Source organism: Dietzia sp. NCCP-2495, assembly GCF_026011735.1.
Taxonomy (GTDB): domain Bacteria; phylum Actinomycetota; class Actinomycetes; order Mycobacteriales; family Mycobacteriaceae; genus Dietzia.
The window spans coordinates 99,477-114,538 of record NZ_BRVN01000009.1; the positions used below are offsets into that span (position 1 = coordinate 99,477).

At 69.9% G+C, this 15,062-nt stretch carries 14 protein-coding genes; 10 read left to right on the forward strand and 4 right to left on the reverse strand.

Annotated elements, in window-relative coordinates:
- Positions 1 to 199: 199 nt before the first annotated feature.
- The 7 genes from mbhE to mgtE are packed head-to-tail and all read left to right on the forward strand — an operon-like array spanning position 200 to position 7,548.
- Entirely contained in the window at positions 200 to 3,259 is a 3,060-nt protein-coding gene (gene mbhE, locus OPF83_RS09960; protein ID WP_264887282.1) for a hydrogen gas-evolving membrane-bound hydrogenase subunit E, read from the forward strand.
- Positions 3,256 to 3,639 carry a sodium:proton antiporter gene (locus OPF83_RS09965; RefSeq protein ID WP_264887283.1) on the forward strand — a complete coding sequence of 128 codons (384 nt, stop codon included), beginning with the start codon at positions 3,256 to 3,258 and terminating at the stop codon, positions 3,637 to 3,639. Before mbhE ends, OPF83_RS09965 begins: the two co-directional genes overlap by 4 nt.
- A complete protein-coding gene (locus tag OPF83_RS09970; RefSeq protein WP_264887284.1) occupies positions 3,636 to 5,228 on the forward strand; it encodes a proton-conducting transporter membrane subunit in 1,593 nt (530 codons plus the stop codon). Before OPF83_RS09965 ends, OPF83_RS09970 begins: the two co-directional genes overlap by 4 nt.
- A 2-nt stretch (positions 5,229 to 5,230) precedes the next feature.
- The gene (locus OPF83_RS09975) at positions 5,231 to 5,557 is read left to right on the forward strand and encodes a Na+/H+ antiporter subunit E (RefSeq protein WP_264887335.1); all 327 of its coding nucleotides are present in this window, start codon (positions 5,231 to 5,233) and stop codon (positions 5,555 to 5,557) included.
- Positions 5,554 to 5,826: a monovalent cation/H+ antiporter complex subunit F gene (locus OPF83_RS09980; RefSeq protein WP_264887285.1), complete on the forward strand. Its 273-nt coding sequence runs from the start codon at positions 5,554 to 5,556 to the stop codon at positions 5,824 to 5,826. Before OPF83_RS09975 ends, OPF83_RS09980 begins: the two co-directional genes overlap by 4 nt.
- A gap of 5 nt (positions 5,827 to 5,831) precedes the next feature.
- Positions 5,832 to 6,182, forward strand: coding sequence for a monovalent cation/H(+) antiporter subunit G (locus tag OPF83_RS09985; protein ID WP_264887286.1), 351 nt, complete (start codon positions 5,832 to 5,834; stop codon positions 6,180 to 6,182).
- 1 nt (position 6,183) lies between these two features.
- Positions 6,184 to 7,548: a magnesium transporter gene (gene mgtE / locus OPF83_RS09990; protein ID WP_375546245.1), complete on the forward strand. Its 1,365-nt coding sequence runs from the start codon at positions 6,184 to 6,186 to the stop codon at positions 7,546 to 7,548.
- A 143-nt stretch (positions 7,549 to 7,691) separates the two neighbouring features.
- On the opposite strand, the gene OPF83_RS09995 is transcribed toward mgtE, so the two are convergent.
- The gene (locus OPF83_RS09995; protein WP_264887288.1) at positions 7,692 to 9,218 is read right to left on the reverse strand and encodes a catalase; all 1,527 of its coding nucleotides are present in this window, start codon (positions 9,216 to 9,218) and stop codon (positions 7,692 to 7,694) included.
- Positions 9,219 to 9,295: 77 nt separating this feature from the next.
- Positions 9,296 to 9,742 (reverse strand): Fur family transcriptional regulator, encoded by a 447-nt coding sequence (locus tag OPF83_RS10000; protein WP_264887289.1) that lies wholly within the window; start codon positions 9,740 to 9,742, stop codon positions 9,296 to 9,298.
- A gap of 228 nt (positions 9,743 to 9,970) precedes the next feature.
- On the opposite strand from OPF83_RS10000, the gene OPF83_RS10005 reads away from it, so the two are divergent.
- The gene (locus tag OPF83_RS10005; protein ID WP_264887290.1) at positions 9,971 to 10,849 is read left to right on the forward strand and encodes a universal stress protein; all 879 of its coding nucleotides are present in this window, start codon (positions 9,971 to 9,973) and stop codon (positions 10,847 to 10,849) included.
- A gap of 329 nt (positions 10,850 to 11,178) precedes the next feature.
- Here the strand turns inward: OPF83_RS10005 and OPF83_RS10010 are convergent, their stop codons facing one another.
- Both OPF83_RS10010 and OPF83_RS10015 read right to left on the reverse strand, forming a co-directional pair.
- Positions 11,179 to 12,960, reverse strand: coding sequence for a hypothetical protein (locus OPF83_RS10010; RefSeq protein ID WP_264887291.1), 1,782 nt, complete (start codon positions 12,958 to 12,960; stop codon positions 11,179 to 11,181).
- A 35-nt stretch (positions 12,961 to 12,995) separates the two neighbouring features.
- Positions 12,996 to 13,856: a SurA N-terminal domain-containing protein gene (locus OPF83_RS10015; RefSeq protein ID WP_264887292.1), complete on the reverse strand. Its 861-nt coding sequence runs from the start codon at positions 13,854 to 13,856 to the stop codon at positions 12,996 to 12,998.
- 149 nt (positions 13,857 to 14,005) lie between these two features.
- Here OPF83_RS10015 and OPF83_RS10020 point away from each other — a divergent pair, with 149 nt between their 5' ends.
- Together OPF83_RS10020 and OPF83_RS10025 are read left to right on the forward strand one after the other, a co-directional pair.
- Entirely contained in the window at positions 14,006 to 14,860 is an 855-nt protein-coding gene (locus OPF83_RS10020; protein WP_309297768.1) for a class E sortase, read from the forward strand.
- A 3-nt stretch (positions 14,861 to 14,863) separates the two neighbouring features.
- Positions 14,864 to 15,016, forward strand: coding sequence for a hypothetical protein (locus tag OPF83_RS10025; RefSeq protein WP_264887293.1), 153 nt, complete (start codon positions 14,864 to 14,866; stop codon positions 15,014 to 15,016).
- The last annotated feature ends 46 nt before the right edge of the window (positions 15,017 to 15,062 follow it).

Genomic DNA, 15,062 nt, shown 5'->3' on the forward strand with positions numbered 1-15,062 from the left:
GCGTAACGCCTGCTGCCCAGCATCGCCGCAGGTCACCCGGCATGCCCTGAGATCGATGTCAGAGCCGCCTGTTAAACTACTGCACGACAGGTCACACTCGGACGGTTCGCCCCGGAGCCGCCCAGGTGTGACGCGCACGACCAACTCTGACGCGCCCTCGGCGTCCGAGCCCGTGTGACGTGGCCATCGGAAGGAGCTCATGAGCGCCGCCCTCGCGATCGCCTCGGCCGGATCGGCAACCCTGCTCGCCTGGCCGTTGACGCGGTGGCTCGGACGTGGCGCCGGGTGGCCGCTCGCGGCCCTGTATCTCCTCGGCGCGCTCGCGTTGATGCCGCCGCTCTCCCTGGCACTGATGGATGAGCCGGTCGAGATCGAACGCATCCCCTGGGTCCCCGCCCGCGACTGGACCCTGGACCTGTTCGCCGATCCCACCGGACTGTTCTTCGCGATGCTCGCGCTGCTGATCGGCGCGATCGTGCTCATCTACTCCACCGCGTATCTGCCCGGACGCACCGGAGATCACGACGGTGGAGCCGGTGGAACCGGTGGACCCGGTGGACCCGGCGAGCGGAAACCAGGCGAGCGGGAACCGGGTGAGCGGGGACGCGGCGACCGAGGACGCGGTCCCACCCACTACGGCTTCTACCAACTCATGACCCTGTTCACGGTGTCGATGCTGGGACTGGTCCTCACGGACTCACTGATCTTGCTCTTCGTCTGCTGGGAACTGACGTCGCTGGCGTCCTTCGCGCTCATCGCGAACTCCGGGCGCACCGCGTACGCGCCGTCCCTGCGCACGCTGATCGTGACGTTCGCCGGCGGGCTCGTCCTGCTCGCCGCAGTGGTGGCGATGTGGCTGCGGACCGGCACCACGTCGATCTCGGAGATCCGGGTGCACGAGGTGTGGGCGACGGATCCGGGCTTCACCTCGGCGATCGCGGTCTGTATCGCGGTGGCCGCCTTCACCAAGTCGGCCCAGTTCCCGTTCCACTTCTGGCTGCCCGACGCGATGGCCGCCATCACTCCGGTGAGCGCGTACCTGCACGCCGCGGCGGTGGTCAAGGCCGGCATCTTCCTGCTCATGCGGTTCTCGCCGATCTTCCACGACGTGGCCGTGTGGAACGTCCTGCTGGTGACCTTCGGGATGGGCACGGCGGTCATGGCGGCACTCTTCGCGCTCCAGAAGACCGACCTCAAGCAGCTCATGGCGTACTCGACGGTCAGCCAGCTCGGCTGGATCATCGCCACGATCGGTATCGGCACACAGGCCGCGCTCGCCGCGGCCGCACTGCACACTCTCGCGCACGCCCTGTTCAAGTCGGGCCTGTTCATGCTGGTCGGCGTGGTGGACCACGAAGCCGGATCGCGGGACATCCGGGACCTGGGTCCGATCTGGCGGCGCATGCCGTGGACTTTCGGCGCCACGGTTCTCGGCGCGGCGGCCATGGCCGGCATCCCACCCACCCTGGGGTTCGTGTCCAAGGAGTCGATGCTCACCGCGTTCGGCGAGGTCGCGGGCGGTCATGCCGGCGCCGCCACCGCACTGCTGGTCGCGGCCGTGATCGGCGCAATCCTCACGTTCCTCTACTGCGCCCGCATCATCACGGGCGGGTTCCTCGGCTTCTACCGCCGCGAGGACGGTGCCGCCGGATCCGCGTCCGTTGCCGATGTCCACGAGGCCCCGGTCAGGTTGTGGCTCCCGGCCGCGCTGCCCGCGGTCATCGGACTGCCGATCGCGCTGGTCGTGGGGATCCTCGACGCTCCGATGGCGGCCATCGCCAAGGCTGCAGCCGGACCGTTCGGGTGGCCGCCTCTCGAGCGAGGCTTCGCCGAGTACCGGGCCCTGCCCGCCGATGTCGACCCGGCGGAACTCGAGTACGAGCCGCACCTCGCACTGTGGCACGGCCTCAACCTCGAACTCGGGCTCACCGCGCTCATTCTGATCGTCGGCGCTCTTCTCGTCTGGCAGCGCCGCATCCTGGACCGGGCGCTCGCCCGCGACCTCTTGCCGTTCACCGGCGCGGGCCTGCTCGAGTCCCTGGTGCGCGGCACCGCTCGCGCCGGTCGACAGTTGCGCCGCCCCACCGCGTCGGACTCCCCCGCCCGACACGCCGGCGCGCTCATCGCCACCGTCTGCTTCTACGGCGCCGGGATCGGGGCGTGGTCCGCGGTCACCGGCACCGTACTGCCGCCGCAGGTCGGAAACCTCAACCGCACGATCGACCTGGTCCTGCTGCTCGTGGTGACCGTCTCCGTCATCGGCCTGTGCGCGGCGCGCTCCCGACTGGCGTCTGTCGTCCTTCTCTCGGCGGTCGGCATCGCAGTGACCATCCAGATCTTCGGCCTCGGCGCCCCGGACGTCGGCCTCACCCAGCTGCTGGTCGAGGCGTTGACCATCATCGTGTTCATGCTGGTCCTGAGGCGGCTGCCGAAGGATTTCATCGAACCGACGCGGGCCCGGCACACCGCCGCGATCGTGCTGGGTGTGGCCTCGGGGATCGCCGCGACGGCCGCCGTCCTCGTGTTCAGCGGCCGCCGCGAGCGGTCGCCGATCGGCACGTACCTGTTGGAGCAAGGACCGGAGATCACGGGCGGCAGCAATGTCGTCAACACGATCCTCGTGGAGTTCCGTGCGCTCGACACGTTCGGCGAGGTCTCCGTGCTCGGCGTGGCCGGCATCGCGATCCTCGCGGTGCTCGGTTCGGTCCGCAGCCGCGCCGGTGGGGACACGCCACACAATCAAGACGACGACTTCCTGCCCGGCATCGCGCGGGCGGCCGGTGAGGCCGAGTCCGCCCTCGAGGACGCCACCCGCAACACCGTGCCGCTACGCATGTTGTCCCGAGCCGTGTCACCGGTGCTCATCGTGGTCTCGCTACTCCTGTTGTGGCGCGGGCACAACGAACCCGGCGGAGGCTTCATCGCCGCGCTCGTCGCGTCGTGCGCGTTCGCCATCTACTACCTCTCGCGGGAATCGGACTCCCCGGTGAGCAAGCCCTCCACCCCCGTCGCATACATCGGCGGCGGGCTCCTGTTGGCCGGTCTCACCGGCATCGGCGGTTACGCCCTGGGCGAGTTCCTCGAGCCCGCCCAATGGCACGTGCTCGGCCAGCACATCAGCAGTGCCCTGTTCTTCGACCTCGGTGTCTTCTTCGGCGTGGTGGGCCTGGTCATGACCGCCTTCAACACCCTTGGTTCCAGCGGGACTGCCGCTGACGCCGTGCCCGAGACCGACCTGACCGAGGAGGCGAGCCGATGACCCTCGCGATCACGATCGGCATCCTCACCGGAGGTGGCGTCTACCTGCTGGTCCAGCGCGGCATGGTCCGCGTGGTGTTCAGCCTCGGCCTGATCAGTCATGCCGTCAACCTCCTGTTGCTCAACGCCGGGGTGAGCGCGTGGCGTAGCGAGCCGCTGACCCAGTTCAACGACCCGGCCGTCGCCGCGGACCCGTTACCGCAGGCATTCGTCCTCACCGCGATCGTCATCACGCTCGCGGTGACGGTGTTCATGCTCTCGCTGGCGGTGGTGGGGCGCGACGACGACACGCACCTCATCCCGGACACCGGAACGGACGCCTCGCCCGGCGCTGATGTGGCCATGGGTACGCACCGCGACGACAGGGAGGGCGAAGCATGATCGGTCTGCTCCTCCCCCTGCTCGCCGCGATCCCGGTCATGTCCGCGGCCGTGTCAGCCGTGTCCCCGTGGCGCTCCGTCGGCCGGGTGCTCGCCCTGGCCGTCCCCCTCGCCACCGCGCTCGCGGGACTCGGCCTGCTCCTGCTCCACCGGGACGAGCCCGTGGTGGTCGCGCAGGTCGGCGGGTTCATCCCCGGCGTGTCGATCCCGATGGTCTCCGACGCGTTCACCGCGATCATGCTCATCACCACCAGCCTCGTGGCAGGGCTGGCCCTCGCCTTCTGCCTCGTGACCGGGGAGTTCGCCCGCAACCGGTACTTTGCCCCGCTCGCGTTGCTCCTGCTCGCCGGCGCGAACGGCGCGATCCTCACCGGGGACCTGTTCAACCTCTTCGTCTTTGTCGAGGTCATGCTCCTGCCCTCGTACGCCCTCATCGCCATGACAGGAACGTGGCGCAGACTCGGCACGGGTCGACTGTTCGTGGTGGTCAACCTCCTCACCTCCACCCTTCTGCTCGCAGGTGTGGGCTTCGTCTACGCGACCGCCGGGGCGGTGAACCTCGCGGCCCTGGCCGGAGCGGCGGGTGAGGACGGCCGGGTCGCCGCAGCGCTGGGCATCGTGATCATGGCGCTGTGCATAAAGGCCGGCGCCGTACCCGTCCACGGCTGGCTGCCGCGCGCCTACCCCGGCACCTCGGCAGGCGTGATGGCACTGTTCTCCGCGCTGCACACCAAGGTCGCCCTGTACGCGATCATCCGGATCTGGTCCACGGCCTTCGACCTCGACCCGGCCTGGGGCCGCGTCCTGCTGGTGGTCGCGCTCGTCACCACCCTGTGGGGAGCGCTTGCCTCCGCCGGCCCGCGCGACGTCCGCGAGATCCTCGCCTGGCAGATGGTCTCCGGTATCGGCGTGATCCTCGCCGCGCTCGCGGTGGCCTCGGCGCCCGGCGGGTCGATCGTCTACATGCTCCACCACATGGTCACCATGGGGGCGCTGATCATGCTGGTCGGCGCCGCAGAGCACGTCTATGGCAGCGGCCGACTCGGCCGGTTGCGGGACCTGTGGCGCCTCGAGCGACCGCTGGCCGTGCTCCTGGTCCTCGCGATCGCCGCCCTCGTCGGACTGCCTCCCACCTCGGGACTGGTCGGCAAGCTCGAGGTCCTGTCCGCCGCCCTCGACCCCGGCACACCGTGGGGGGTCGTCACCGTCGTCGTCGTCCTCCTGTCGTCCCTCATCGGCTTGGTCGCCATGCTGCGGTTGTGGCGCGGCACGATGTGGCGCGACGCCGCGGACGAGCCCAGTGGCGGCAGCACCGCCGACCCAGACGACGAAGACCGGAAGAACAACGAGGACGACGACACCGTCGGCCCGGACACCCACCCCGCCGAACGGTCGCGGATCCCCGCACGCCTACTCGTTCCGGGCGGAGTGCTGGTAGCCGTGTCGGTCGCCATGTTCCTCGGCTACGGCGCGATCGCCCCGGAGATCGACCGCGCGGTCGCGGGACTGGTCGACACCGACACCTACGTGCAGACGGTGCTCGGCGGCCCCGACGCGTTCACCGAGACGACGATCGGAGGTCGGTCGTGATCATGCGGATCCTGCGGGCACCCCTGCTGCTCGGGTGGCTGCTGTGGCACGTCGTGTTGTCGTCGTGGGCGTTGGCCGTCGCCACTCTGGGCCCCGGCCCCGTCGGCTCACCCGTCCTCGTGCGGTACCCGATGCGGAGTCGGACCGATCTCGAGGTGACCGTCCTGGCGTGGGCCATCACGTTCACGCCGGGCACGCTCGTGACCGTCATCGGCGAGACGGACCTGTGGGTGCACGTCGTGCTCGGCGGACCCCGCGAGGAGATGATCGAGATGCTCGCCCAGACCGAGGACCGCACGCTCGCCGTGCTCCGAGGAGGCACCCCATGAGTCCGTTGCTCACCGTGCTGCTCGCCGTGTCGACCGTGATCGTCGCCGCCAGCATGCTGGTCGCCGCGTTCCGCGCCTTACGGGGGCCCGGCGACGCCACCCGGGCCGTGATGGCCGACCTCACCTACTTCTGTGCCGTCGCCCTGTTCGTGATGTTCGTGATCCGGTCGGGCTCGGCCGTCGCTCTGGACGTGGTGATGCTCGGCTCGCTCATCGGCGTGCTGTCGACCGTCGCCCTGGCGCGGCTGCTGTCGAGAGGCCGGAGGTGACCGCCGTGGACTCGACGCTCCTCACGGACCTGCTCATCGGTGTCCCCGCACTCCTCGGGTCGCTGTGTTTCCTGGTGGCGGCGATGTCTATGACACGTGCCCGCGATGCGCTGACGCGCATCAACATCCTGTCCGTCGCCACCGGGCTCGGCATGATGCTGTTCATCGTGACCGCCTACGTGCACGAACTCGCAGGCGGCTTCCGCTGGATCGGGCTGATCATGGCGCTGGTCGCCCTGTCCGCGACGGTCGTCGTGACCACCGTCGCGTCGATCACCCTGGCCCGCGCCGCCTACCGTGCCGACCCGCATCTCGATCCGCGGACCGCGTACGACGACCTCGCCGACGAGGGGTGACTTGAGCGACCAGCCGAGCGGGTTCCGCGATCCCGCGCTCGCGGAACACCACGTCGACTCCCTCATCGACACCGGCGACCTCCACGCCGCCGCCGGAGCACTGAACGCGATGCCGCCGTGGCTGGTCGTGGACGTTCTCGAGCGGACCCCGGCCAGGGAGCGGGCGGTGATGTTCCGCCTCCTGTCCAAGGAAACCGCGAACGCCGCGTTCGAGGCCCTCGACCCGCCCCTGCAGTCGGAGTTGATCCACGACCTGCACGACGAGCGCGTGCGCGAGATCTTCGCCGAGCTCGACCCCGACGATCGCGCCGGACTCATCGACGAGTTGCCCGCCAGGGTCGCCACCAGGTTGATGCGGGAGCTCGATCCCGAGGAACAGGCCCTCACCGCCGAGGTCCTCGGTTATCAGGACGGATCCGTCGGGCGCCGCATGAGTCCCGAGTACCTGTCCACCCACCCCGACACCACGGCCGGGCAGACCCTCGAGCGGGTCCGGCAGCGGATCGACCAGACCGAGACGATCTACGCGCTGCCCGTCACCGACCACGACCGGAAACTCGTCGGCATCGTCGGACTGCGGTCGGTGATGAAGGCCGACCCGGACACTCCGATCCACGACCTCATGAACGACGCGGTGTCCGCGCGGGCGACCGAGTCGGAGGAGCGGGCGGCCCGCCGATCTGCTGATGAGCGGTTGATCGTGCTACCGATCGTCGACGCCGAACACCGCCTGGTCGGCATCCTCACCTTTGACGACGCCCTGCAGATCCTCGAGGACGCCGAGTCCGAGGACTCCGCCCGCCAGGGTGGTGCTGAGCCGCTGCGCCGGCCGTACCTGTCCACTCCGCTGCGCAGCCTCGTGCGCTCGCGCGTCGTCTGGCTGCTCGTGCTGGCCCTGGGCGCCACGCTCACCGTCCAGGTGTTGGAGGTGTTCGAGTCCACCCTCGAGCAGGTGGTGGCGCTGTCGCTGTTCGTCCCGCTGATCATCGGCACCGGAGGCAACACCGGGAACCAGGCCGCCACCACCGTGACCCGCGCGCTCGCCCTGGGTGACGTGCGGAAGCGGGATGTCGCGCGGGTCCTCTGGCAGGAGGCCCGCACCGGGTTCACGCTCGGCGTCATCCTCGGCGGCGTCGCGTTCGCGGTGGCGAGCCTGGTCTACGGCATGGACTTCGGGCTCGTGATCGGGCTGACCATGGTGGCGCTGTGCACGATGGCCGCGTCGGTGGGCGGGATCATGCCGCTACTCGCCAGCGCCGTGCGCGCGGACCCGGCCGTGTTCTCCAACCCGTTCATCTCCACGTTTGTCGACGCGACGGGCCTGATCGTGTACTTCCTCATCGCCCGCGCGGTGTTGGGACTGTAGCGGCGAGCGCTGCATCCGCCCCCACCCCCACGAAATCCGCTACTCCCCCAGTGGATCCGCTACCCCAAAGGGAGTAGCGGATCCGCGTGAGGAGTAGCGGATCAGTCTGGAGAGCCGGATCTAGTCCGGGAGAGCCGCCTCGATCAGTCGCGCAGCTTGTGGTTTCCGCGGGGTCCGGCCTCGACCTTGGCCTTGACGGCCGCACCAAGGTCGGGATCGACGGCGGTCCAGTACGCGTAGACGCGCTCGAGCAGTTCGGTCTCGGACGGGTCGATCGCGCTGACGTGGCCGGCGATGTTGCCGTGCAGGCGCTCGCGGGCGGCGTCGTCCATGACCTCGCGGTACAGAATCGTCGCCTGCACCTGGTCGGTGTCCTCCGCGTGCTTCTTGATGGGGCCGCGGTAGACGTCCGAGCCCTCGGTGTCCCAGGCGCCGAAGTCGTAGGCCTTGGCCGGGTCGGCGGTGGGGCCGTCGATCGAGTTGGGGTGGTACTCGGGCATCGCCGGGTGGTTGAACTCGTACGCCATGGCACCCTCCTTGGAGTAGGAGTTCACCGGCGAAAGCGGCATGTTGACCGGCAGCTGCTGGTAGTTGGCGCCGATGCGGTAGCGGTGGATGTCCGGGTAGGCGAACACACGGCCGAGCAGCATCTTGTCGGGCGAGAACCCGATGCCGGGCACGATGTTGGTCGGCGCGAACGCCGCCTGCTCGATCTGAGCGTGGTGGTTCTGCGGGTTGCGGTTCAGGGTCATGGTGCCGACCTTGCGCAGCGGGTAGTCCTTCTGCGACCAGGTCTTGGTGAGGTCGAAGGGGTTGTACTTGTAGCCCTCGGCCTCGTCGACCGGCATCACCTGCAGGTACAGGTCCCACGACGGGTACTGGCCGTCGCGGATGGAGTTCCACAGGTCCTCGCGGTGGTAGTCACCGTTGGTCCCGGCGAGGGTGTCGGCCTCGTCCTGGGTGAGGAACTCGATGCCCTGGTTGGTCTTGAAGTGGAACTTGACCCAGTGGCGCACGCCCTCGGCGTTGATCATCTGGTAGGTGTGCGAGCTGAAGCCGTCCATGTGGCGCCAGGTCTTGGGGATACCGCGGTCGCCCATGAGCCAGGTGACCTGGTGGGTGGACTCGGGGCTGAGGGTCCAGAAGTCCCACTGCATGGCGTTGTTGCGCAGGCCCGAGCCGTTCTTGCGCCGCTGCGAGTGGATGAAGTCCGGGAACTTGATGGCGTCGCGGATGAAGAAGATCGGCGTGTTGTTGCCGACCATGTCGTAGTTGCCCTCTGTGGTGTAGAACTTCAGCGCGAAGCCGCGGGGGTCGCGCCAGGTGTCGGGGCTGCCCTTCTCGCCGGCGACGGTGGAGAACCGCGCGACCATGGGGGTCTTGACGCCCTTCTGGAAGAGGGCGGCGCGGGTGATGTCGGAGATGTCCTCGGTGGTCTCGAACTCGCCGAAGGCGCCGGAGCCCTTGGCGTGCGGGATGCGCTCGGGGACGTTCTCGCGGTTGAAGTGCGCGAGCTTCTCGATGAGGTAGAAGTCGTGGATCGGCTGCGGTCCCTGGCGGCCGATCTGGGCGCTCTTCTCGTCGTCGGGAACCGGGACGCCACCGTCGGTGGTGGTGGGCGCCTTGGGCTCGATGTTGCGTACTCCGCGGTCTGCGGGATGCGTAGTCACGTCACGTGCTCCTCATGTGCTGGGTGGGTGGGAAGTACGGTCGGGCCCCGGGTCCGGGGCGGGAGTGGTCGTTGTCCTTAGTCTGCGACGAGAAGGGCCTCGCTCGCCCGACATTCGGGACATACGCCCCAGTAGTTGACCTCGGCTTCATCGATGGCGAAGCCGTGGTCGTCGTCTGCAGTGAGGCACGGGGCGTGCCCGATGGCGCAGTCGATGTCCTCGATCCGGCCGCACTGGCGGCAGATGAGGTGGTGGTGGTTGTCGCCCGTCCGCCGTTCGTAGCGGGCGGGTGAGCCGGCAGGTTCGATGCGACGCATCAGGCCGGCGGCCGTGCACACCTTCAGCGCGTCGTAGACGGCCTGGGTGGAGACGGTGCCGAGCCGCTCCCGCACCTTGGTGGCGACGGTTTCCGCCGCGATGTGGGGAGTGGTTCCGACGACGACGAGGACGGCCAGTCGCGGTGAGGTGACCCTCAATCCCGCGTCCCGAAGCGCTTGTTCGGGGCCTTCCGTTGCCGTCGTCATGGCACTGACCATAGTCGGCAATCTGGAATTAGTCCAGAAAACGATAGATTAAGTTCTAGGAACTCTTAGTTGGCAGCCTCTGCGCAGCTGGCAGCCTCGTCGCGCCACCAACTCCCGGCGCAGCTGGCAGCCTCGTCGGCACCGCCCGCTCCCGGTGAGCGCCTCGACACGCACCACTCCCGGGGCGGGATAAGCTGACAGAAAACGACCGTCACGCAGGAGGAAGCCATGTCGGAGACCGCACCGAGCACCCCGTCGCAGCCCACCACGGGACCCGTCATCTGTGGATACGACGGCTCCCGGGACTCCCTCCGTGCAGTGGCGTGGGCGGCCTCCTGGGCCCGCGACCACGGCGCGGGCCTCGAGGTGATCTCCGCGGATCGCGCGGTCGGCCGGGTGGTCGCGTTCGACGAGACCGCGCGCGCCAATGTCGAGGGCGCGATGCGCGATCAGGTCGCCGACCTCGTGGGGGATCTCGACGTCACCTACCGCGTGATCGCCGATACCCCGGTCCGTGCCCTGGTCGAGGCCGGCCGCAGCGCGTCGGCGATCATCGTCGGCAGCCGCGGACTCACCGCGCGCGAGGACTTCGCCATGGGGTCGACGTCGGCCGGGGTGGCCGAGCACGCGCCCTGCCCCGTCATCGTCATCACGCCCCGCACCCCGGATCAGCCGGGCGACGGCCCGATCGTGCTGGCCGCCGACGGTTCTCCGGCCAACGACCCCGCGGCGGCGTTCGCGTTCGCCGAGGCCGAGCGGCTTGGCACCGGGGTCCGAGCCGTGCACTCGGTCGAGGTCCCCAAGCTGCCGGGGGCGTCCCTGTTCGACCTGGACAGACTTGCCGAGAGCGTGCTAGCCGAGGACGAGAAGGACGTCACCGAGGCCCTGTCGCCGCACGACGATCGCCATCCGGGCGTCGACCTGGAGCTCATCCTGGTCGTGGGCGAGCCCGCCGTCACCATCGCCGAGGAAGCCACCGGCGCACCGCTGCTGGTGACGGGGTCGCGCGGCCACGGCGGCGTCGCCGGCATGCTGCTGGGTTCCGTCAGCCGTCGCCTGCTGCAGACCGCGCCCTGCGCCGTCGCGGTGGTCCGGCCGACCGACTGACTCGCCGCGCACGCCGCCAGCCCTCCGACGCGCGGCCCACACGCGCGACCAACACGCGCGACCCCTTCACCACCACCGCCAACGCGCAGCCCCTGCCCCACCACCACCGCCAACGCCACGACCAACGCCACGACCAACGCCCGACCCCCACCCGCCCAGCGGTTGCACGACATCGGTACGCGGTGGCACGACATCTCGCGCGTTCTGGGGCCGATTCGTCGCACCGGATGTCTTGCAGCTGGGGTCCGATGTCTTGCAGCTGTCAGGTAAGGCCGATGCGGATCATTCGGAGCATCCCGGTCGGGGTGAGCCACTGGGGAGAATGCGGGTCATGTAGGGCCGATGCGGAGCATGCGGGTCAGGGTCGGCTGCCACAGCACGCCCGGGGCGTCGCCGCGGGAGGCCAGCGTGCCCGTGAGCTCCATGGGCTCGTCCAGCGGCGCGTGTCCGACAAAGGTGCGCGCCACCTCGTGGCCGGTCTCGACATCCGTCGAGGTGACGAACACCGGTCCGACCTTCTGCGCCAGGCCGTGGTCGAGTAACTCCTGACCGGGCAGCGGGCCGACCTGCGAGCCCGCCGGCCCGAGCGTCGCGTCGCCCGCGGCGGGGCCGTAGGCCATCGCGTGGATCTGCCCGTCGCCGGTGGTGAGCTTGGGCAACGACGCCGTGCGGGCGGTGTTGGTCCATGACCGCGAGCAGGTGGCGGCGCCGGAGTCGTCGGAGTGGACGTCGACCCGGGTCATCCCACCGGTGTACGGGGCACCGGCGGGGACGGCCGGACCGTCCACCGCGAACGGCGGATACTCGAACCCGTACGTGTTGACCAGCACCAACGCGGTGGACGATGCTGCGCCGGTGCCGGTGCCGGTGCCGGTACCAGTGCCAGTGCCGCTGTCGGTGCCGGTGCCAGTGCCGGCAGCCCCACCCGAGCCGCGGCTCACCGCGATGATCGAGTTCTCCGACGCGGCCGGTCCGTCGATCAGCACCCCGTCCGGCGCGGCCGAGTCCGGCCGGAGGGTCGTGGCGAACGCCGGTATCCGGCACACCTCGGAACCGTCGGACTGACGGAGGACGATCAGGTCGGGATGCTCGGCGTCGTCGGTGATAGCGATCAGTCCACCACGCGGACCGAAGTAGGTGGGCGTGGTGCCCGACCCGTGGGCGAGCAGTCCCGGCTTACGACCCGGCCCCACCTCATAACCGTGTCGCCAGCGCACGGTCGGCGTCCCGTCGGCGGCCAGGTCGACCTCGTAGAGTGCCCGTGACGTGATGACGGATGCCCCGCCGGGCCGGACCGTGAGTCCGTTGGTGATCCGCTCGCCGGCGGGGAGTGCGAGGAACCGGAGCTGAGGGTCGTTGTCGTCGTCATATCCGCCGCCACCTTCCGGCCGCACGGTCCCCACCACGCCCTCGGACGTCGCGAACCACACGCGCCCGTCGAACGCGGGCATGAGCCCGGTGATGGCGTCTCCGACCGGTACCGCCGGGGACAGGTCGGCCAGCACCTCGACGGTCATCCGCCACGGCCCGGCCGCGGTGCGCTCGTGCCCGACGGCCAGGAGGCGCCGGTTGCCGTCGGCCACCACCACCCGGTCGCGGTCGCCGAGGTACCCGTACACCCCGCCGAGCAGCGCCCCCTTGGCGAGCTGCACCTCGGCCAACACGTCAGCGGTGTCGGGGTGGAACAGTTTGACCGTCGGCGCGAGCGGCGTCGGCGGATCCAGACTCAGGTACGAGGTACACAGCGCCACCGGCATCCCGTCCGATCCGAGGAACACGGTCGAGCAGGTGGCGCCGGTCAGCGACGAGGCGACGGCCGGGTGCAAACCGGGGCCGCGACCCGGCAGTGTGTCCGTCGACGCGGGATCGCCGTGGACCACGGACGTCCCCGCGGGACCGAGACCCGGTGGCCACGCCGTGGGGGCGGCCGGATCAGCGGCCGTCATGGAAATTGCAGGATCAGCGGGCGCCATAGGTTCGCCCGGGTCGGCGAGCGCCACGGGCGCGGCCGGTGACGCCGCGGCCAGCAGGACCGCCCCCGCGACCGAGGTGACCATCGTGGTGACGACCGCCGTCGCCCGAGCCGCCAGAGTTCTCCGCGCCACAGTCATGTGGCAATCCCATCACGACTCCGGCGGCCATGGGCTCAGATGTGGACCGTGACGTCCGCGCCCTCACGCAGCTTCTGCGACATCGACTCCATGTTCGCCGCCTGCTTCTCGTCCCGGAGCTGCTCGGCGACCTGGTCGCGGACCTCCTCGAGCGGCGGGACCTGACCACCGCCCTGCATACCCGCGCCCGGCTGGCCGCCAGCCGACGCCTGCTGCTCGGCGATCGTCGCGTAGGCCTCCTCGACCTGCTGATCGGTGATCTCCGGTTCCCCGAACTCGTCGACCATCAGCTTGTCGACGCGCAACTGCTTGGCGATCTGGTCCAGCACGCCCTGGCGGTCCAGCCCCTGCTCGCCCATGGCCGCGACGAACTCGTCAGGACTGACCTGGTTGGTCTCGGCAAACTCCTCCAGCTCGGCGTCGATCTCGGCATCGCTCACCTCCAGACCCCGCTTCCCGGCCTCCTGCTCGAGCAACACCGTGCCCACCAGTCCGTCGGATGCGATCTTCTTGAGCTGCTCCTCGTCGACGGGCTGCCCGGTCATCTGCGCCTGCATCGACATCTGCTGGTACTGGCCCTCGAACACCGACACGAACTCGTCGCGGGAGATCTCGGTGCCGTTCACCACGGCGACCGGGTCCGGGATGCCCGACAGGTCCGGCCCCTCGGCCTCCGCGGCCGACTTCTCACCGGGCTTCTCTCCGGACGCCCCGGGGCCCTGCGGCTCCCCGGCCGACGGATCTGAGTCCGAGCCGGGCCCGTCCTGCTCAGCGGCGGCTTGCTGCTCGGCGGCGGGCACGGCGTCGTCGTCGCCCCCACCACCGGCACCACACCCTGCCACCAGCAGCACGGCACCGACGGCGACCGTCACCGACTTCCAGTTCCTTCGCGACACTCGTTCTCCTCACGTTGACGGGTGCGTTGGTCCGCCGAGGCTACACACCGCGGATAAGCGTGAGCTGTGCGCCGAGGCGCGCGAACCCCGAGGTCACAGGGCCTCGCCCGTGCTACCGTTCGCGCGTCGGACCAGCACAGGACGTGGAGGTGGCCGGGGTGCACGCGCGCGGGGAAGGCCACGGGGACGGTCACGCCACCAGGCCGTCGGTGGCCCAGATCTCCGGTGAAATCCTGCTGACGATCAGTGCGATCCTGGCCCTGTTCGTCGTCTACGAGCTCCACTGGACCGACCTCACCTCGGCCCGCCTCCAGGCACGCGCCGCCACCGACCTCGACGAGCGATGGGCCGGACGTCACGACCAGACCGACCCGGCCGCGGCGGCGACCCCGGCTCCGCTCCCGCCGCCGGTCCTCGGCGAGGCGTTCGCCCGCGTGCACCTTCCCGCGCTGGGTACCGATGCCCACTACGTCGTGGTGGAGGGCACCCGCCCGGAAGACCTGCGGACCGGACCCGGTCACTACGAGGAGACGCAGCTGCCCGGCGAGCCTGGAAACATTGCACTGGCCGGGCACCGTAACGGTTCCGGCGGGGTGTTCGAGCACCTCGACCGGCTCGCCCCGTGCGACGCCGTGGTGATGGAGACCGCGACGCAGTGGCTGACGTACCGGCTCGTGCCGGACGAGGTCGAGCCCGCCGCGCGCCGGGCGACCGCCGGTCAGTGCCTGTCGCCGGAGCAGGTCGAGCGGTTCGCCGTCGGGGACTACTCGCACGTCCGCGGGCTGCACGTCACGACGCCGGACGCCGTCGAGGTGATCGCGCCGCTGCCCGGCGTGACGGGGGCGGGCGGCGCGGAATCGACCGTCGGTCCGGGGCTCGAGCGCATGCTCACCCTGACCACCTGCCATCCGCTGTACTCCAACGCGGAGCGACTCATCGTCCACGCCGTCCTCACCGACACGACCAGCAAGTCGGCCGGACTGCCCGACGCACTCGAGGAGTAGGCGATGTACGGCTACCTGTGGCGGGCGCTGCCCGGACCCCGACCGGTCAGGATCGTCCTGCTGGTCGCACTGCTCGTGGCGGTGGTGGTGCTGCTCATGGAGGTCGTGTTCCCGTGGGTGTCGCAGCAGATGCCGTACACCGACGTGACCATCTGAAGTCGCATCGACGGGTCCGGCACCGTGACCGCATCGACCGGGTCGG